We start from the raw sequence: 19,240 nt of genomic DNA, 5'->3' as shown, positions 1-19,240 counted from the left end.
GTGTCGACGACGCGTGTCGGCGGTCGTCGGCACGTCATACACTTTTGTCAGGATCCCCGTCTTCGCCCTCGGCTGTTCCCATGTCCAAGCTGCACGCGTCGTCCACTCATCTCGTCCTGATTCCCAGCTACAACCCGGGCGCCAAGGTCGACACGACCGTGCGCCAGGCACGCGAGCAGTGGAATCCGGTGTGGGTCGTCGTCGACGGCAGCACCGACGGCAGCGCCGAACGGCTGCAGGCGATGGCCGAGCGCGATCCCGGCTTGCGCGTGATCGTGCTGCCGGAGAATCGCGGCAAGGGCGCCGCGGTGCTCGCGGGGCTCGACGCGGCCGCCGCGAGCGGCTTCACGCACGTGCTGACGATGGATTCCGACGGCCAGCATCCGGCCGACCTGATCCCCGCTTTCATGGCGGCATCGCAGGCCGCGCCCGACGCGATGGTGCTCGGCGTGCCGAAGTTCGATGCGAGCGCGCCGCAGTTGCGCGTGCAGGGGCGCCGGCTGTCGAACGCGTGGGCCGACCTCGAGACGCTGTGGGCCGGGATCGGCGATTCGCTGTACGGCTTTCGGGTCTATCCGGTCGCGCCGCTGGCGGCGATCATGCGGCGCCAGCCGTGGATGCGCGGCTTCGACTTCGATCCCGAAGCGGCCGTGCGGCTGTGCTGGGCCGGCGTGCGCCCGATCCGCATCGACGCGCCGGTGCGCTATTTCGGCCGCCACGAAGGCGGCGTGTCGCACTTTCACTACGGCCGCGACAACGCGCTGCTCGCGTGGATGCACTTGCGTCTTTTCACCGGCTTCGCGATGCGGCTACCGATGCTGGTCGCGCGCCGTCTGACGCGGCGCCGCGACTAGACGGCCTGAGCGAAGGCCCGCCCGTTTTCGGTCCCGCTCGCCGCCCCGGCGTGCGGCGATTGCCGCGCTTTTTGTCGTCAATACGGTGTCGGATCGCCGTGTCGTTTCGATCCGCTGCGTAATGAACGTGTCATATGATGTAAACATCTGGTAATTTTCTGCCGGATTATGCAAAATCGCCGCTCCCAAATACAACTATCGAGGGATTCCGGGATGCAACTCAAGAAAGCGGTGGCGGCGTGTGGCGTGGCGTTTCTGTTGAGCGCCTGCGGCGGGGTACAGAGCCTCGACGCGAACAGCCTGGCGTCGGCGGGGACCAACCTGTACAAGGCGGCGACGCTGTCGGACAGCGACATCGCCGCGCTGTCGAACGAATCGTGCAAGTCGAGCGACGCCGAATCGAAGATCGCGCCGCCGAACAGCGCATACGCGAAGCGCCTGACGAAGGTGATGAAGGGCTTCGGCGACATGACGCTGAACGGCCAGAAGATCAACTACAAGGTCTACCTGACCAAGGACGTCAACGCCTGGGCGATGGGCAACGGCTGCGTGCGCGTGTACAGCGGCCTGATGGACATGATGAACGACGACGAGCTGCGCGGCGTGATCGGCCACGAAATGGGCCACGTCGCACTCGGTCACTCGAAGAAGGCGATGCAGACGGCGTACGCCGTGAGCGCGGCGCGCAGCGCGGCCGGCGCCGCATCGCCGGGCGTGGCGGCGCTGTCGAGCTCGCAGCTCGGCGACATCACCGAGAAGTTCATCAACGCGCAGTTCTCGCAGTCGCAGGAAAGCGCGGCCGACGACTACTCGTTCGACCTGATGAAGCAGAAGGGCATGAGCCAGAAGGGCCTCGTCACCGGCTTCCAGAAGCTCGCGCAGATGGATGGCGGCCAGAGCTCGATGATGAGCTCGCATCCGTCGTCGGCGAGCCGTGCGCAGCACATCCAGGATCGCATCGCAAAAGGCAGTTGATTCCGCAACCGATCCCGCGGCCGATTGCGCAACGGATCGCCGGTCGTCGACGCAGGCGATCGGCAGGCGAAATGAAAAACCCACGCTCGTTCGGGCGTGGGTTTTTTGTTTTTCGGCATGCACGTTGCCGCTTGCGGCATCATTCCCGCGGATGCGAACGACGACGCGGCCGTCGAGGCCGCGACCGACGCGAAACTGTAGGGTGCACGGCCCGGCCTACGCGGCCCGGCTTGCGCGGCCCGGCTTGCGCGGCCCGGCCTGCGCGGCCCGGCCCAATTGACCGCTTCGTCGGGCGCCCACTAGAATCGACCGGAACCGCCTGTCAGCCGCGCGCCGCGGCGATGACGTGCCCATTGATCCGACTGTCGAGGAAGCTTCCGTGCTCACGTCCTTGATCCGGCGCGCACCGGCCGCGCTATCGTGGCGCGCCGCATGCCGCCAGGCCCGCGCGCTGATCGTCTGCGCGCTGCTGCCGCTCGCTGCGTGCGCGACGCATCCGCCCGCCACTTCGCTCGATCGTCCCGCGTCCCACGCGTTGCCGGCCGATACCGCGACGCCGCTGCGCGATGCGCTGGCCGCGCCGGCCGCTGCGCATCCGGGGCAGTCGGGCTTCCGGCTGTTGGCCGACGGCGCCACCGCGTTGCAGATGCGCATCGCGCTCGCGCGTGCGGCGACGAAGACGCTCGACATGCAGTACTACATCGCGACCGAGGACACGACCGGCAAGCTGCTGCTCGCCGCGGCGCTGTACGCGGCCGATCGCGGCGTGCGCGTGCGGATGCTGGTCGACGACCTGAACTTCAAGGATATCGACCGCGTGATGGCCGCGTTGAACACGCACCCGAACATCGAGATCCGCGTGTTCAACCCGTTCGGCGCATCGCAGCGCGGCGTGATGGAGCGCACGGCCAACTTCTTCACGCGGATCGACAGCTTCACGCGACGGATGCACAACAAGGCGATGATCGCCGACAACCAGCTCGCGATCGTCGGCGGCCGCAATCTCGGCGACGAATACTTCAGTGCGAGCCCGACGCTGCAGTTCCGCGATCTCGACGTGCTGGCGGCCGGCCCCGTGACGCACGACATCTCGAAGAGCTTCGACGACTACTGGGCGAGCGCGAGCAGCTATCCGTTGCGTGCGCTCAATCATCAGACGTTCGATCCGAAGGATCTCGACGCGATGCGCGACGAGCTGCGCGACCACTGGCGCAAGAATGCCGATCCGTACAACGCGAAGCCGCTGAACGCGACGCCGCTTGCACGGCAGATCGCGCGCGACGAGCTCGAGCTCGTATGGGCGCCGGCCGAATTCAAGGTCGATGCGCCGACCAAGGTCGCGCAGCCGACCGGCACGTACGTGAGCCCGCCGATGCAGCGGCTGGCCGAGCTGACGCGCGGCGCGCAGAAGGAATTCCTCGCGTTTTCGCCGTACTTCGTGCCGCACGACGCCGGCGTGAAAATCCTCGGCGACACGGCCGCGCGCGGCGTGCGCGTCGCGATCGTGACGAATTCGCTCGCGGCGACCGACGCGGTCGCGGTGCAGGCCGGCTATGCGCCGTATCGCGTGCCGTTGCTGCAGCGCGGCGTCGAGCTGTACGAATTCAAGTCGCAGCCGGACCAGCAGCCCGCGCGGCTGTTCGGCTCGCGCTCGCGCGCGAGCCTGCATGCGAAGGCGTACGTGATCGACCGGCAGATTCTCGTGATCGGCTCGCTGAACCTCGACCCGCGTTCCGCGCACCTGAACACCGAACTCGCGCTCGTGATCCACAGCCCGGTGCTCGCGCAGCAGGCCGCGGCGATCTTCGCGCGCGTGACGCAGCCGGACGAAAGCTATCGCGTCACGCTCGCGACGCGGACCGACGGCAGCCCGCCGGCGCTCGAATGGACGGGCACCGAAGGCGGTCAGCTCACCACCTATCACGTCGACCCGCATGCCGGGCTGCTGCGCAACGTGATGACGGGCATCTTCACGCTGCTGCCGGTCGACGACCAGTTGTAAGGGCGGGAACGGCTCCGGCAAAACCCGCGATACCGGTGCGCGGGGAAAGATGATATGGTTGTGTGCGCAACGATATGTCGGTCGTGAACAGCGCCGCGGACCCCGTCGAACAATGCGGGCCGGAACGGCGCCGGACGACGTACCGCCGCAGTGCGCGACACGCACTGCGCGCGGCGCCGGCGGACGATGGACGATGCGCACCGCCACTCGCCCGGGGCCGCGCGCCCCCGCAACCGGAGTTCCCCATGCAACGTGTACCGAACCAGCCGTTCACGCGTCCCGCGCGCTGCTCCGAAGCCGAATGGCAGGCGCGTGTGCAGCTCGCGGCCGCCTACCGCATCTTCGACATCCTCGGCTGGACCGAGCTGATCTACAACCATATCTCGCTGCGCGTGCCGGGCGAGGACGGCCATTTCCTGATCAACCCGTTCGGGCTGCATTACCGCGAGGTGTGCGCGTCGAACCTCGTGAAGATCGACATCGACGGCAACGTGATCGGCCATGCCGACTGGCCGATCAATCCGGCCGGCTTCACGTTCCACAGCGCGATCCATGCGGCGCTGCCCGATGCGCACTGCGTGATGCACGTGCATACGACGCCGACGATGGCCGTGTGCTGTTCGCGCGACGGCCTGTCGTTCTCGAATTTCTATTCGGCGCAGCTGTACGGGAAGATCGCGTATCACGACTTCGAAGGCATCACCGTGCATCTCGAGGAGGGCCGGCGCATCGTCGAGAGCGCGGGCGGGCGGCCCGTGCTGCTGCTGCGCAACCACGGGCCCGTGACGATCGGCGCAACGCTCGCGCAGACGTTCTCGCTGATGTGGCTGCTCAATCGCGCGTGCGAGGTGCAGATCGCGACGCATGCGATCGGCGATGCGCTGCCGATTGCGCCGTCCGTGCTCGAAGGGTGCGTGCGCGATTCGCTGAATTTCGATCCGAAGCATGGCGCGGGACAGGACGCGTTCGACGCGCTGCAGCGTATCGTCGACCGGATCGATCCGGGCTATCGCGCGTGATGCGGGCGGCGCGCGCCCGACGCGTGCGCCCGGCTAGAACCGGTAGCCGAGGCCGGCCTGGATCACGTCGGTGTCGCGATCGTAGCGCGTGACCACGCGGTTCCACGTGATGCGGGTGAGCCAGCGCTGTGAGATCCGGTAACTCGCCGAGATCGAGACGATGCCGGAGAGCCGGCCGTCGCCCGGGCCCGGCTGGCCTTCGCGGTTGCGCTGGTTGACGGTGAAATACGCGCCAGCGCCGGCCGACAGCGTGACCTTGTCGTTCAGGAACGCGCGCGTGAGCCACAGCTCGGACGCGATCCCGTTGCGGCGGACCGCCTGCTTCGCGCCTTCGTACATCCACGTCGCGGTCCAGTCGATCGAACGCGTGAGCCCGCGCCGGTATTCGACGCTGCCGCCGAGCGTCGACGGCGACGAGCGGCTGTTGAGAATCGTTTCGCCGAGCATCGCGGTGACTTCGTTGTTCGTGACCTTGCGCGTGCGCGGCAGCGCGGTGTCGCGCGGGCCCGGCGTGTCGGGCGCATCGAGTTGATAGCCGACGCCGAACATCACCGACGTCGTGTCGGGCCCGCTGAACACCTGTGCGCGATTGACCTGAAGCTGCGCGATCCAGCGGTGCGACGTGTAGTACGCGGCCCGCACGCTCATCAGCACGCCCCAGCCATGAGTATTCGAGTAACCGCGGCCTTCGGCGGCCGGCACCGTGTCGAAGTAGCGATACGGGCCCGCGCCGGCCGACAGCACGAGGCGGCGGTTCTCGAGCGGCATGCGGCCCCAGAACTGCACCGCCTGGCCATCGCGGTGGTGATTCGGAATGTGCCCTTCGTTGTACCACGTGAAGCCGAGCGCGGTGTGCGGACTCAAGCCTTCCTGGTAATCGAACGCCCACGAATACGTGCGTTGGCCGCCGCCCCACAGTTGGCCGGCGAACAGCGAGAATTCCTGTGCATCGACGGGCGCGCCGTAGAAGGCGGCGACGGAGCAGAGACCCGCCAGCAGCGGGCGGACACGGACGGGGCGGGGCGGGCAGGACATCGGGAGACGGGCCGGCACGGTTCACTTCCAGTCACGACGACATGCGGCATTTTCCTGCGCGGGAAAACACGTGTCGACCCGGGTTCGCGCAATAACGTATTCCACGTATCGTGACAACCTGCACGGTACGCGGTCCGATTTCGGCAACCGTCCGCACGCGCGCCGATCGCGACGCGCGTGGGACGAAAAACGATTCGTTCTGCTTGGTATTGCGGGAAGGGAGAGTTATGGAGGCGACGCATTCGTGCGCGGCATGCCGCTTGCCGCCGGACGCGCGCAAAAAAAACGCGGCCGGGCGGCCGCGTGAATACTCGCAGACTCCTTCGGACGAAGGAAACAAGCAACTGTGAAACGAAGTGTAGCGAAAGGCCGCGCACGGATTGAGCGGGCATGCTGCAAAGGTGTCTTCCAGGTTTCGGCAGGCTGCCCGGATCGACCGCAATCGACTACCATCCAGTGACGCGCCGCCGCCCGGGCGGCGTACCACGTCGTACGAGGAGAATCCATGCTCAAGCTGCGTTTGCTCCAGGTCGCGTTGTGCGCGGGCGTGCTGGCCGCCGGCAGCGCCGCCGCCGAAACGGTGCGCCTGTCCGCCAGTCTGCAGCCGTCGAGCGAAGTTCCGCCGACGGCGACCAAGGGTTCGGGCACCGTCGCCGCCACCTACGACACGGCCACGCACATGCTGCAGTGGACGGTCACTTACGAACACCTCACGGGGCCGGCCACCGCCGCGCATTTCCACGGGCCCGCGCCGGTCGGCCAGAACGCCGGCGTGCAGGTGCCGGTTCCGAAGGACGAGCTGACGAGCCCGATCAAGGGGTCGAAGGAACTCACCGACGCGCAGGTCACCGACCTGATGGGCGGCAAGTGGTACTTCAATATTCACACGAAGGAACACCCGTCCGGCGAGATCCGCGGCCAGGTGATGCCGGCGAACTGAGCGCCGACGTTTGATATAGAGGCACTTGTCGAGCGAGGCGGGAACGTTCGCACGTACCATCGTCACATTGCGATGACGGAGTGCGCCCGATGAGTTGGCAAAGCAAGTTCGCGTGCTGGCTGCTGCGCTGGCAGTTTCGTCCGGAAACCACGCGCGAGGTGCTCGACCCCGCGCGTGCCCGGCGCTTTACCGACCTGCGGATGATCGTGCCGCGCCGCGCGCCGTCGGGCTACCGGCTGCGCCCGTGCTACGGTCCCGGCGACGCGCCGCTGCGCGGCGAATGGCTCGAACGCACCGACGCGGGCGCGGCGCGCGGGCCCGGCCGCACGCTGCTGTATTTCCACGGCGGCGGTTACTACTTCTGTTCGACGAAAACTCACCGGCCGCTGGTGTTCGGCCTGACGAAGCGCGCGGGCGTGCGTTCGTTCTCGCTCGACTACCGGCTCGCGCCCGAGAACCGCTTCCCGGCCGCGCTCGACGATGCGCTCGCCGCGTACCGGCAACTGCTGGCGCTCGGTACGCCGCCCGAGTCGATCGTGTTCGGCGGCGATTCGGCGGGCGGCGGCCTCGCGCTCGCGACGCTCGTCGCGTTGCGCGATCGCGGCGAGCCGCTGCCGGCCGGCGCGATCCTGTTCTCGCCGTGGACCGACCTGGCCGGATCCGGCGACACGATGCGCGGCAACGACGGCCGCGATCCGATGTTCGCGGCCGCGGCGCTGCCGAAGGCCGCGAAGCTGTATCTCGGCGACGAGCCGGCGACCCATCCGTACGCATCGCCGCTCTATGCGGATTTGGCGGGCCTGCCGCCGCTGTACATCCAGGTCGGCAGCACCGAGGTGCTGCTCGACGATTCGCGCCGCGTCGCCGAGAAGGCGAAGGCGGCCGGCGTGGCGGTGGAGATCGAGGTGTGGCCCGACATGCCGCACGTGTGGCAGCTGTACGCGCCGATGGTGCCGGAAGCGCGCGACGCGCTCGATCGCGCGGCCGCATTTCTGCGCCGCGTCGCGGTCGAGCGCGCGGTTCAGCGCGTCGGCGAGGCGTCGATCGCCTGATAGGCGGCCTTGATGGCCACCGAGCCGTACTTGCGTTCGAGCCGGCGCACGGTGAAGTGGCCGTGCGCCATCTGCTGGAAGTGGTCGATGAACAGCGTGTTGACGGTCGCGCCGAGCACGGCGCCGATCGCCGGGATCGACTTCGCGGCCATCTGCTCGGTCACCTGCACCGAGAAGCGCGACGCCACCGTCTGCACGAGCTTGAACACGGCCGCCGAACTGTGCGCGGCGATGCCTTTCGCGGTGATGTCCGACGACGCCTTCGAGATCGCCTGCGCGAGCGCGCCGCGCAGCACGAAATAGCCGAGATCGGCGTCCTCCTCCTGCTTGTCCGGATTGCCGCCCATGCCGAGCACGGCCAGGCATTGCAACTGCGTATCGACCGACGTCAGGTTCTCGCCCTCGCTGCGCGCGATGTCGCACACCGAGCGGAAGATCAGCGTGGTCGTCACCGGCAGCTCGACCGGCAGCGCGAGAAAGCCGAACGCGCCGCCCGCCGCGCCGGTCGTCGCGACCGCGAGCTTGTGCAGCAGGTTGCTGGGCTTCTCGGGCTCGGCGTCCGGCGACGGCGGCTTGCCGAGCGTGCGCAGCGCGATGTTCAGGCACTTGCGCAGCGCAAGCTGCGTCGCATCGTTGATCTTGCCGGTCGCGAAATCCGGCAGCCGCGCGATCATTTTCTCGACCGGCGCGCCGAGCACACCCGTCAGCTTCATCGTCAGCGACGGGCTTTCCAGTACCTGCTTCGCGCGCCGCAGCGCGTCCCGATCCTCCGGCGACAGCGTCGCGGCGGGGGTGATTGAAATCGGTTCCATCTTTCTCCTTTTGCGTGAACGAGGCCCTGAACCATCGCCGGCCTAGATTACTCCGGCATGCTAGAATTTTGAGATTCTTTGACCAGGCAAACGTTGCATCGACAAAAAAATGGCCGTCCATACTGCCGCCCACCATTCGAGCGGGCAAGTCCTGCCGTTCCGCGAATCGCTGCTGGCGATGATCGGGATCTCGTTCGTCACCATGCTGGTCGCGCTGGACCAGACGGTCGTCGGCACCGCGCTGCCGACCATCGTCGCCGAACTGCGCGGCTTCGACCTGTACGCGTGGGTCGCGACCTCGTACCTGCTCAGTTCCGTGATCACGGTGCCGATCTTCGGCCGGCTCGGCGACTATTACGGCCGCAAGCCGTTCGTGATCGCGTCGATCGTCGTGTTCACCGGCGCGTCGGTGCTGTGCGGGATGGCCAACGACATGCTGTACCTCGTGCTGGCGCGCGGGCTGCAGGGGATCGGCGGCGGGATGCTGGTCGGCACCGCGTTCGCGTGCATTCCCGACCTGTTCCCCGATTCCGTCGTGCGGCTGCGCTGGCAGGTGCTGATGAGTTCCGCGTTCGGCATCGCGAACGCGGTCGGGCCGTCGCTCGGCGGGTTTCTGACCCAGTCGTTCGGCTGGCGCTCCGTGTTCTACGTGAACCTGCCGATCGGCATCCTGTCGCTGATCTTCGTGTGGCGCTACCTGCCGCACCTGCGCCACGTCGAGCACGATCGCAAGATGCGGCTCGACTGGCCGGGCGCGCTGCTGATCGCGCTGTCGCTCGGCGCGCTGCAACTGTTCGTCGAATGGCTGCCGAAGTACGGCGTCGCGAGCTGGGCGTCGCTGCTGCTCGTCGTCGCGGTCGCGGCCGGCGTCGGCCTGTGGCACTGGGAGAAACGCTGCGCGCAGCCGATCCTGCCGTTCGACATGTTCGGCAATCGCGCGCTGTCGGCGCTGTTCGTGCTGGCGATCCTCGCCGGTTTCTCGATGTTCTCGCTGCTGTTCTACGCGCCGCTGCTGTTCCAGGGCGGCTTCGGGATGTCGCCGAAGGAGGCCGGGCTCGTGATCACGCCGCTCGTCGTGTTCATCACGATCGGCAGCATCATGAACGGCCGCGTCGTCACGCGCATCCGCCATCCGAACGCGATGCTGCACGTCGGCTTCGTGCTGTTCGCGACCGCGTGCGCGGGCATCGTCGTGGCGACCCACACGACGCCGGCCTGGATGCTGATGGCGCTGATGGTCGCGGGCGGCATCGGGCTCGGCTTCGTGCTGCCGAACCTCACCGTGTTCGCGCAGCAGACGGCCGGTCGCGAGCACCTCGGCATCGCGACGGCGCTGCTGCAGTCGCTGCGGATGGTCGGCGGGATGCTCGGCACCGCGCTCACGGGCACGCTCGTCAACCAGATGTATTCGAGCGGCGTGCGCAGCGCGCTGTCGGCCGACCACGCGATGCAGTGGCACGCGCGGCTCGCCGATCCGCAGATCCTGATCGATCGCGCGGCGCAGGGCGGTCTCGTCGCGGAGTTGACGCGTGCCGGGCATAATGGCGCGCTGCTGCTGGAAGCGGCCCGCGAATCGCTGGTCGGCGCGATTCACCTGGGCGTCGCGATGGCGGCGCTCGTCGCCGTGGTGTCGGTATGGCAGTGCCGCCGCGTGCCGCCGATCGCGCTGCGGCGCAAGATCGAACCGCACGTCGCGGCCGATTGACCGATCGGGCGATCGGGCGATTCGACGACTCAACGATTCACCGGAACGAAATCAGCGCATGGAAGAACAGGACCGCGTCGCGATATTGCAGCAATTCGGACGCACGTATCGCGCGTTCATGACCGCGTTCGAAGCGCACGTCGGGCAGCCGATGCCGCGCTGGCGCATCATGGTCGCGCTGCACACGATGGACGGGCATTCGTCGCAGAAGAAGCTCGTCGAAGTGCTGCGCATCGATCCGGGCGCGCTCACGCGCCAGTTGAAGTCGCTCGACGCGCTCGGCTGGATCGAACGCGAATCGGACGCGCGCGACAACCGCGTGACCAACGTCACGCTGACGGACGCAGGCCGCGCGGCGTTCGATGCATGCCTGCCGCGCCGCAAGGCGTTTCTCGAACAGACGATGGCGCAACTGCCGGACGACGTGCTGAATGCGCTGTCGGGTGCGCTCGCGATGCTGGAATCGCGGATCGCGGACGTCGGGTCGACGCCGGACGCGCGTTGACGTGCGGCGCCGGGCGGTACGTCGGCGCCGCCGGCCGCCGCTTCATTTCCTTCCGATCGAATGCGGGTTTACAGCTCGATGCGCGTGCCGAGCAGCGCGAGGAACTGCGCAAGCCACGCCGGATGCGCGGGCCACGCGGGCGCGGTGACGAACGGCGCGTCGGTCACGGCCGCGTCGACCGGGATGTCCGCGTATTCGCCGCCCGCGAGCTTCACTTCCGGCGCGCAGGCCGGGTACGCCGAAATGCGCTTGCCGCGGATCACGTCGGCGGCCGCGAGCAGTTGCGCCGCGTGGCAGATCGCCGCGATCGGCTTGCCGGCTTCGGCGAACTCGCGCACGAGCGAAATCACCTTCGGATCGAGTCGCAGGTACTCCGGCGCACGGCCGCCCGCGATCGCGAGCGCGTCGTAGCGCGCCGCGTCGACGTCGTCGAACGCCGCATTCAGCGTGAACTGGTGGCCGGGTTTCTCGGTGTAGGTCTGGTCGCCTTCGAAATCGTGGATCGCGGTCTTGATCTTGTCGCCCGCGCGCTTGCCCGGACAGACTGCGTCGACGTGGTGGCCGACGGCCTGCAGCGCCTGGAACGGCACCATCGTTTCGTAGTCTTCGGCGAAATCGCCGGTCAGGAACAGGATCTTCTTCGCGGCCATGGCTTTCTCCAGTGAAGCAGCGTTGAAGGCCCGGTCGCGCCGTGCACGGCGACGACGACGGGGCCCGAGGACGAAAGCGCAGTGTACTCCGGCAGATTGAAGCGCGCGTGACGGCCGCCCGCGCGAGCGGCGGGGCGGCGCCGCGCGCGGCGTGCGTCAGAAGAAGGTTTCGACGACTTCCGTCACGCGGAATTGCGGATCGAGCACGAGCACCTGGCGCCACTTGTCGAACGTCAGGCACGGATGCGAGATGTCGAACGCGACCATGTCGCCGACCTTCACGTCCGCGCCCGGCGGGATCTGCAGGTACGCGTGCTGGTCCATCATCCCGGTGACGGCCCAGCCTTCGGCGGCGGCGACGTCGCGCGGCGCGGTGTCGCGGCCCGGACGGAAGTGGCGCGCCGGCTCGGGCAGGCCCGCGTCGAACGCCGCATCGCGCTTGCCGAGCGCGACGATCGCGCGATCCTGCTCCGGCACCGACTGCACGTACGCCCACAGCTGCAGCGCCGGCAGCAGCCCTTCGCCCATCGAGCGGGCGATCGGGTTGCGCGCGAACACGTCGGTCTGCGCCTTCTTGTAGATGCCGACATCGTGCGTCAGGTAGCAGCCCGGACGCAGCACGACTTCCGCGAAGCCCGCGTCGGACGCCTTCTTGAATTCTTCCGCGACCACGTCGTACCACGCCGAACCGGCGCCGGACAGGATCGCCGGCGTGCGCGCGAAGCGGCCGGCTTCGGCCAGCTCGCGCGTGAGCGCGACCGCCTGCTGCAGGAACGCGCGAATCTCGCCTTCCTCTTTCAGCACGCCTTCATAGAGCTCGATGCCGGCCAGCTTCAGCGTGTCCGGATAGCGCGCGATCGCGGCCAGCACCGCCTCGCGTTGCGCGGCGTCGCGCACGCCCGCGCGGCCGCCCGGCACGCCGAGCTCGATCAGCACGTTCAGCGATTTCTTCGCGTCGCCGAAGAAGCGGCCGAGCTGATCGACGCTGTCCGCGGAATCGACGAGACAGAAGAATTCGAACTCGGGATCGGACAGCAGCCCCGCGACGATCGTCATGTTCTGGCGGCCGACCAGCTGATTCGCGAGCAGCACGCGCCGCACGCCGCCGTGATACGCGGCCTGCGTCTGGTGCGCGGTCGCGAGCGTGATGCCCCACGCGCCGGCGTCGAGCTGGCGGCGGAACAGTTGCGGCGCCATCGTCGTCTTGCCGTGCGGCGCGAACTTGACGCCGTATTTCTGCGCGAACGCCTGCATCCAGTTCAGGTTGTGCTCGACGCGATCCGCGTAAAGCACGGCGGCCGGCAGGCTGACGTCTTCCGCGAGCAGGTTCCATTCGAGCCGGCCCGCGTCGCCGAGCGGCACGCTCGCGCTCGGCAGATTGCCCAGGCCCTTGCCGAACGGATCGATCGTCGCTTCCTGATAGTTTGTAACTTTCATGTCATCCCGCTCCATCATCACTATGCATTGCACTGAAGTTGACATGCAGATGGTACAGAAAGTAGCATCGGCGCGGTGATGTTATTTAATAACATCCGGCTCCGCACCCTTTTCCGCCGATGAATACGCCCGCCTCCCCGTCCGCTTCGCCTGCCGCCGAGCCCCATTCGGCTCAGGCCGCCCCGCCGGTCCTCGACATCGTCGCGCGGATCGCCGAATGCGCGCCCGAGCTGCGCGAAGCCGAGCGCAAGGTCGCCGCGTTCATCCTCGCCGATCTGGCGCGCGCCGCGCATGCGAGCATCGGCGCGCTCGCGCGCGACGCGGAGGTCAGCGTCGCGACGGTCACGCGTTTCGCGAAGGCCGTCGGCTGCCGCGACGTGCGCGAGTTGAAGGTGCTCGTCGCGCAGGCGGCGGCCGTCGGCCAGCGCTTTCTGGTGCCGTCCGACGACGCGCCGGCCGACGACACGAGCCCCGCGTCGATGGTCTACGACGAGATTCGCGTGGCGCTCGCGCACAACCACCAGCTGCTGCGCAACACGTCGTTCGACGCGGCGGCCGACTTGCTCGCCGGCGCGAAAATGACCTACGTGTACGGGCAGGGCGGCGGCTCGACCGCCCTTGCCGACGAGCTGCGCTTCCGGCTCGTGCGGTTCGGCCGGCCGGTCGCGAGCTACCAGGACAGCCTGCTGCAGCGGATGGTGGCCGCGACGCTGGCGAGCGACACCGTCGTCGTCGCGTTGTCGGTGAGCGGGCGCGTGCCCGAGCTGCTCGAGAGCTGCCGGCTCGCGAAGCGCTACGGCGCGAAGCTGATCGCGATCACCGCGCCGGCGTCGCCGCTCGCGAAGCTCGCCGATCATCTGATTCCCGTCGTCGCCTTCGAAACCGATTTCATTTACAAGCCTTCGACATCGCGCTACGCGATGATGATGGCGATCGACGTGCTCGTCACCGGCGTCGCATTGCGGCTCGGCGATGCGGGTCGGGAATCGCTGCGCCGCATCAAGCACGCGCTCGATGCGCACCGCGGCGGCGGAGACCGTCAACCGGTAGGAGACTGACCATGCATTCGCATCCCGAAGCGGCCGATACGCTGATCGTCGGCGCGCAACTGTACGACGGCACCGGCGCGCCGCCCGTCACGCGCGACGTCGCGATCCGCAACGGCCTGATCGCGGCGATCGGCAACCTGTCGAACTGGCTCGCCGAGACCGTCGTCGACGCGAACGGCCGTGCGCTGGCGCCGGGTTTCGTCGATGTGCACACGCACGACGACACGCACGTGATCCGTGCGCCGGAAATGATCCCGAAGATCTCGCAGGGCGTGACGACCGTGATCGTCGGCAACTGCGGAATCAGCGCGTCGCCGGTGACGCTCGCGGGCGATCCGCCCGACCCGATGAACCTGCTCGGCGAGCGCGGCGCGTTCCGGTACCCGAGCTTCGCCGCTTACGTCGCGGCCGTGAACGATGCGCGCCCGGCCGTAAACGTCGCGGCGCTCGTCGGCCATACGGCGCTGCGCAACAACCAGATGGACCGCCTCGACCGTGCGGCGACCGATGGCGAGATCGCCGGCATGCGCGCGCAGCTCGAGGAGGCGCTCGCGAACGGCGCGCTCGGCCTGTCGTCGGGTCTCGCATACGGCTCCGCGTTCGCCGCGCCGACCGAGGAAGTGATGGCGCTCGCCGAGCCGCTCGCCAAAGCCGGCGCGCTGTACACGACGCACATGCGCACCGAATTCGACGCGATCCTCGATGCGATGGACGAGGCCTATCGCGTCGGCCGCCACGCGCAGGTGCCGGTCGTGATCTCGCACCTGAAATGCGCGGGCCCGTCGAACTGGGGGCGCAGCACCGAGGTGCTCGCGTCGCTCGAAGGCGCGCGCCGTTATCAGCCGGTCGGCTGCGACTGCTATCCGTACAGCCGCAGTTCGTCGACGCTCGACCTGAAACAGGTGACGGGCGACATCGACATCACGATCACGTGGTCGGAGCCGCACCCGGAAGTCGCGGGCAAGCTGCTGAAGGCGATCGCCGCCGACTGGGGCGTGACCGAGCAGGAGGCCGCGCAGCGCATTCGCCCGGCGGGCGCCGTGTACCACAACATGTCCGAGGACGACGTGCGCCGCATCCTGTCGCATCCGGCGACGATGGTCGGCTCCGACGGGCTGCCGAACGATCCGCTGCCGCATCCGCGGTTGTGGGGCGCGTTCCCGCGCGTGCTCGGCCACTACGTGCGCGACACGAACCTGCTGCCGCTCGAGGAGGCGATCCGCAAGATGACGTCGCTGTCCGCGCGCCGCTTCGGGCTCGCGCGCCGCGGCGAGGTGCACGTCGGCTACCACGCCGATCTCGTGCTGTTCGATCCGGCGCGCGTGATCGACGCCGCGACGTTCGACAAGCCGCAGCAGCCCGCGCACGGGATCGACGCCGTGTGGGTGAACGGCGTGCTGACTTATGAAAACGGCCAGCCGACCGGCGAGCGCGCCGGCGGTTTCGTCGCGCGCGGCGAGCGCGTGCCGGCCAGTGCCGATGCGGCGTTCTGAACGCGCGCATCCCGATCTTCCATGCGCGCCGCAGCAGCCGGCGCGCGTATCCGCAACCGAGCGTTGCATGGGACCGGAGTCAGCGCCGCAGCGCCGACTCGGGTCGACACACGAGGAGTGAAACGATGAAGCGATATGGCGTAGGCGAAGCGAAGGGGACCGGCGGCCAGGTGATGCCGTTCGCGCGGGCGGTCGAGGCAGACGGCTGGCTGTACGTGTCGGGCCAGACGCCGATGGTGAACGGCGAGGTCGTCGAAGGCGGAATCGTCACGCAGTCGAAGCAGGCGATCGAGAACGTGATCGCGATCCTGAAGGAAGCCGGCTACGGCCTCGAGCACGTCGTGCGCTGCGGCGTTTGGCTCGACGACGCGCGCGATTTCGCGTCGTTCAACAAGGTGTTCATTTCGTATTTCGGCGAGAACCCGCCGGCACGCGCGTGCGTGCAGTCGAGCATGGTCATCGACTGCAAGGTCGAGGTCGATTGCATCGCTTACAAGGCGCCGGCGAAGTAATCCCGCCGCGGCGAATCGATACGCAACGGGCTCGGTGCGAGTGGCAACGAGCCCGTTTCGTCATTTCCGGGCGCGGTCCGACGGACTCCGGGCCGTCGCGCGGCTGCAACCGTTGCAACGCATGCAGCTCGTTCGTGTAACGTGCGGCATGGACGACCGAAAGGACATGTATGGAATGGGCTGCGCTGGTGCCGGAGCTGATCTGCTCGGACCTTGCCGCAAGCGTGCGCTTCTATCGTGACGTGCTGGGGTTCGGGATCCGCTTCGAGCGTCCGGAAGATGGATTCGCGTACCTCGAGCTCGGAGGGGCTCAGCTGATGCTCGAGCAGCAGCGCCCGGAAAGCTGGCTGACAGGCCCGATGGAGCCGCCGTTCGGGCGAGGGATCAACCTGCAGATCGAGGTCGATTCGATCGGCCCGATCCATGACCGGATCGCCGCCGCGGGCGTGGCGCTGTTCGTCGGACCGCGAACATCCTGGTATCGGCAGGACGACATCGAGCACGGCCAGATCGAGATGCTGGTGCAAGACCCCGACGGCTACCTGCTGCGCTTGGTGGAAATCCTCCCGCAGCGCCCGGCGCAACGATGAACCCGGGCCGTCCGCCGCCCGGAAGGGGCGGGCGAACGGTCCCGGCGGGCTTCACTGCCGCGCGGTCCGCGCGTTATCCGGCATCGGCTGGTTGTAATTGGTGCGAAACGGATTGATGTCGAGCCCGCCGCGGCGCGTATAGCGCGCATACACCGCGAGCTTCACCGGTTTGCACGCATGCAGGATGTCGAGGAAGATCCGCTCGACGCACTGCTCGTGAAAGCCCGTGTGATTGCGGAACGAGATGATGTAGCGCAGCAGCCCCGCGTGGTCGATCTGCGGCCCGACGTAATGGATCTGCACGCTGCCCCAGTCGGGCTGGCCCGTGACCGGGCAGTTCGAGCGCAGCAGGTCGGACACGAGCGTCTCCTCGACCGGCGCTTCGTCCTCGGCGGCCGACAGCAGCGACGGATCGGGTTCGTACACGTCGGCGTCGAGATCGAGCCGGTCGAGCGACAGCCCGTCGAGCTCGTCCATTTCCAGCTTGCGGAAATCGTGCGCCGACACCAGTTGCACCGAGACGCTCGCGCCGCACGCGGCCGACACGTCGCGCTTCAGCACGTCGCGCACCGCGTCGACCGAGTCGAACTTCGACTGCGCGAACGAACCGAGATACAGCTTGAACGACTTCGATTCGACGATGTTCGGCGATTCGGCCGGCACGTAGAACGTCGCGATCGCGACCTGCGGCTTGCCGCGCGCGTTGAGCCACGACAGTTCGTACGCGTTCCAGATGTCGGTGCCGAAGAACGGCAGCGCCGACGTGATGCCGAGCTGCTCGCGCGCGCCGGCGCGCGGGATCGGGAACAGCAGCGACGCGTCGTACTGCGTCGCGTAGACGGTGGCCTTGCCGAGCGGGGAATGTTCGGGATTCATCGTGTGACGCCTTTACGACAGGAAGAGGCGGTACGCCGGGTTGGCGCTCTCTTCGACATACGGATAGCCGAGCGCCGCGAGGAAGCGTTCGAACTCGGCGCGATCGGCCTGCGGTACCTGCAGCCCGACGAGGATCGAGCTGTAGTCCGCGCCCTGGTTGCGGTAGTGGAACAGGCTGATGTTCCAGTCCGGCGCCATCGACGACAGGAACTTCATCAGCGCGCCCGGCCGTTCCGGGAATTCGAAGCGGAACAGGCGCTCGTCGAGCGCGAGCGGCGAGCGGCCGCCGACCATGTAGCGGATGTGTTCCTTCGACAGCTCGTCGTGCGTCAGGTCGACGCTCTTGAAGCCGTGCGATTCGAAGTTCGCGGCGATCTCCGCCGATTCGTCGCGACGGCGGATCTGCACGCCGACGAAGATGTGCGCGGATTGCGCATCGGCGATCCGGTAGTTGAACTCGGTGACGTTGCGATCGCCGACCAACGAGCAGAAGCGCTTGAAGCTGCCGCGTTCCTCGGGGATCGTGACCGCGAACACGGCTTCGCGTGCCTCGCCCACTTCCGCGCGTTCGGCGACGAAGCGCATCCGGTCGAAGTTCATGTTCGCGCCGGACGTGACCGCGACGAGCGTCCGGTTCTCGATGCCTTCGCGTTCCGCGTACAGCTTCGCGCCCGCGACCGCGAGCGCGCCGGACGGCTCGAGCACGCTGCGCGTGTCCTGGAACACGTCCTTGATCGCCGCGCACAGCGCGTCGGTGTTGACCGTCACGACGCCGTCGAGGAGCTCGCGGCACAGCCGGAAGGTTTCCTCGCCGACGAGCTTCACCGCGGTGCCGTCCGCGAACAGGCCCACTTCGCTCAGCTCGATGCGCTCGCCCGCGTCGATCGACTGCGCCATCGCGCACGAATCCTCGGCCTGCACGCCGATCACCTTGATCTCCGGGCGCACCGCCTTCACGTACGCGGCGACGCCGGAGGCGAGCCCGCCGCCGCCGATCGGCACGAAGATCGCGTGGATCGGGCCCTGGTGCTGGCGCAGGATCTCCATCGCGATCGTGCCCTGGCCGGCGATCACGTACGGATCGTCGAACGGGTGGACGAACGTGAGGTCGCGCTCCTGCTGGACCTTGACCGCGTGCGCGTACGCATCGCTGTACGATTCGCCCGCCTGGATCACCTCGACGCTCGGCCCGCCGTGCGCGCGCACCGCGTCGACCTTCACCTGCGGCGTCGTGACGGGCACGACGATCACGGCCTTGACGCCCATCCGCGCCGCCGAGAACGCGACGCCCTGCGCGTGGTTGCCGGCCGACGCGGTAATCACGCCGCGCGCGAGCGCGTCCGCCGGAATGTGCGCCATCTTGTTGTACGCGCCGCGCAGCTTGAACGAGAACACCGGCTGGTTGTCCTCGCGCTTCAGGTAAACGGCGTTGCGCAGCCGGGCCGACAGGTTGCGGGCCGGTTCGAGTTCCGTCTCGATCGCGACGTCGTAGACGCGCGCGGTGAGGATTTTCTTCAGGTAATCGTGGGATGCCATGGGCGCTCGCGTGCAGTGCGGATGCAGACGGTAAAGGGTCAATGATAGCGCCAAGGGTCCGCCCGCACGCAAGCGGCATGCCGGGCGGGCGATTGCGGGCGACCGTGCGCGCGTGCCGGCAGGGGGGGGCGTCGCCGGGCGAGATTTTTTATCGGCTTAACCGCATGGTTACCGACCGGACGGACGGCGAATGGTCGC

18 protein-coding genes are annotated in these 19,240 nt (G+C 67.9%); 12 read left to right on the top strand and 6 right to left on the bottom strand.

Translation table 11 applies throughout. The annotated features are described in order from the left end of the window. Window positions 1-80: 80 nt before the first annotated feature. The 4 genes from WS54_RS27380 (at window position 81) to WS54_RS27365 (ending at window position 4,850) form a co-directional block, all read left to right on the top strand. Window positions 81-854 (top strand): glycosyltransferase family 2 protein, encoded by a 774-nt coding sequence (locus WS54_RS27380; protein WP_059780500.1) that lies wholly within the window; start codon window positions 81-83, stop codon window positions 852-854. A gap of 213 nt (window positions 855-1,067) precedes the next feature. Then, window positions 1,068-1,829 carry a M48 family metalloprotease gene (locus tag WS54_RS27375; RefSeq protein ID WP_034208383.1) on the top strand — a complete coding sequence of 254 codons (762 nt, stop codon included), beginning with the start codon at window positions 1,068-1,070 and terminating at the stop codon, window positions 1,827-1,829. A 379-nt stretch (window positions 1,830-2,208) separates the two neighbouring features. Then, window positions 2,209-3,831, top strand: a complete 1,623-nt coding sequence (locus WS54_RS27370) for a phospholipase D family protein (protein ID WP_059780501.1) — start codon at window positions 2,209-2,211, stop codon at window positions 3,829-3,831. A gap of 245 nt (window positions 3,832-4,076) precedes the next feature. Continuing rightward, window positions 4,077-4,850 carry a class II aldolase/adducin family protein gene (locus tag WS54_RS27365; protein WP_034208381.1) on the top strand — a complete coding sequence of 258 codons (774 nt, stop codon included), beginning with the start codon at window positions 4,077-4,079 and terminating at the stop codon, window positions 4,848-4,850. A 33-nt stretch (window positions 4,851-4,883) separates the two neighbouring features. Here WS54_RS27365 and WS54_RS27360 read toward each other — a convergent pair whose 3' ends face one another. Continuing rightward, a complete protein-coding gene (locus WS54_RS27360) occupies window positions 4,884-5,885 on the bottom strand; it encodes a hypothetical protein (RefSeq protein WP_059780502.1) in 1,002 nt (333 codons plus the stop codon). 505 nt (window positions 5,886-6,390) lie between these two features. On the opposite strand from WS54_RS27360, the gene WS54_RS27355 reads away from it, so the two are divergent. After that, window positions 6,391-6,825 carry a CHRD domain-containing protein gene (locus tag WS54_RS27355; protein WP_059780503.1) on the top strand — a complete coding sequence of 145 codons (435 nt, stop codon included), beginning with the start codon at window positions 6,391-6,393 and terminating at the stop codon, window positions 6,823-6,825. Between the two features lie 89 nt (window positions 6,826-6,914). Continuing rightward, complete coding sequence (locus WS54_RS27350) at window positions 6,915-7,877, top strand: alpha/beta hydrolase (protein ID WP_059780504.1); 963 nt, start codon at window positions 6,915-6,917, stop codon at window positions 7,875-7,877. On the opposite strand, the gene WS54_RS27345 is transcribed toward WS54_RS27350, so the two are convergent. Further along, entirely contained in the window at window positions 7,847-8,689 is an 843-nt protein-coding gene (locus WS54_RS27345; RefSeq protein WP_034208377.1) for an EcsC family protein, read from the bottom strand. The two genes, WS54_RS27350 and WS54_RS27345, sit on opposite strands and share 31 nt — an antisense overlap. A 109-nt stretch (window positions 8,690-8,798) precedes the next feature. On the opposite strand from WS54_RS27345, the gene WS54_RS27340 reads away from it, so the two are divergent. Next, a complete protein-coding gene (locus tag WS54_RS27340) occupies window positions 8,799-10,394 on the top strand; it encodes an MDR family MFS transporter (protein WP_059780505.1) in 1,596 nt (531 codons plus the stop codon). Window positions 10,395-10,452: 58 nt separating this feature from the next. Further along, on the top strand, window positions 10,453-10,899 hold the full coding sequence (locus WS54_RS27335; RefSeq protein WP_034208375.1) for a MarR family winged helix-turn-helix transcriptional regulator: 447 nt from the start codon (window positions 10,453-10,455) through the stop codon (window positions 10,897-10,899). Between the two features lie 68 nt (window positions 10,900-10,967). Here the strand turns inward: WS54_RS27335 and WS54_RS27330 are convergent, their stop codons facing one another. Beyond that, on the bottom strand, window positions 10,968-11,549 hold the full coding sequence (locus tag WS54_RS27330; protein ID WP_006487930.1) for a DJ-1/PfpI family protein: 582 nt from the start codon (window positions 11,547-11,549) through the stop codon (window positions 10,968-10,970). 156 nt (window positions 11,550-11,705) lie between these two features. Continuing rightward, a complete protein-coding gene (locus WS54_RS27325; protein ID WP_059780506.1) occupies window positions 11,706-12,986 on the bottom strand; it encodes an amino acid deaminase in 1,281 nt (426 codons plus the stop codon). Between the two features lie 119 nt (window positions 12,987-13,105). Here WS54_RS27325 and WS54_RS27320 point away from each other — a divergent pair, with 119 nt between their 5' ends. The 4 genes from WS54_RS27320 to WS54_RS27305 all read left to right on the top strand — a co-directional run bounded on the left by WS54_RS27320 (window position 13,106) and on the right by WS54_RS27305 (window position 16,630). Next, complete coding sequence (locus WS54_RS27320; RefSeq protein ID WP_034208373.1) at window positions 13,106-14,044, top strand: MurR/RpiR family transcriptional regulator; 939 nt, start codon at window positions 13,106-13,108, stop codon at window positions 14,042-14,044. Between the two features lie 2 nt (window positions 14,045-14,046). Beyond that, window positions 14,047-15,528 carry an N-acyl-D-amino-acid deacylase family protein gene (locus WS54_RS27315; protein WP_059780507.1) on the top strand — a complete coding sequence of 494 codons (1,482 nt, stop codon included), beginning with the start codon at window positions 14,047-14,049 and terminating at the stop codon, window positions 15,526-15,528. Between the two features lie 125 nt (window positions 15,529-15,653). Continuing rightward, window positions 15,654-16,040 carry a RidA family protein gene (locus WS54_RS27310; RefSeq protein ID WP_006497391.1) on the top strand — a complete coding sequence of 129 codons (387 nt, stop codon included), beginning with the start codon at window positions 15,654-15,656 and terminating at the stop codon, window positions 16,038-16,040. Between the two features lie 170 nt (window positions 16,041-16,210). Next, window positions 16,211-16,630, top strand: a complete 420-nt coding sequence (locus tag WS54_RS27305) for a bleomycin resistance protein (RefSeq protein ID WP_059780508.1) — start codon at window positions 16,211-16,213, stop codon at window positions 16,628-16,630. Window positions 16,631-16,681: 51 nt separating this feature from the next. Here WS54_RS27305 and queF read toward each other — a convergent pair whose 3' ends face one another. Beyond that, entirely contained in the window at window positions 16,682-17,506 is an 825-nt protein-coding gene (gene queF / locus WS54_RS27300) for an NADPH-dependent 7-cyano-7-deazaguanine reductase QueF (RefSeq protein WP_034208370.1), read from the bottom strand. A gap of 12 nt (window positions 17,507-17,518) precedes the next feature. Next, window positions 17,519-19,042: a threonine ammonia-lyase, biosynthetic gene (ilvA, locus tag WS54_RS27295; RefSeq protein WP_034208369.1), complete on the bottom strand. Its 1,524-nt coding sequence runs from the start codon at window positions 19,040-19,042 to the stop codon at window positions 17,519-17,521. Window positions 19,043-19,240 lie beyond the last annotated feature (198 nt).

Source organism: Burkholderia sp. NRF60-BP8, from assembly GCF_001522585.2.
Taxonomy (GTDB): domain Bacteria; phylum Pseudomonadota; class Gammaproteobacteria; order Burkholderiales; family Burkholderiaceae; genus Burkholderia.
Note: the sequence above shows the minus strand (reverse complement) of the source record. Positions and strands in the feature narration are given on the sequence as shown.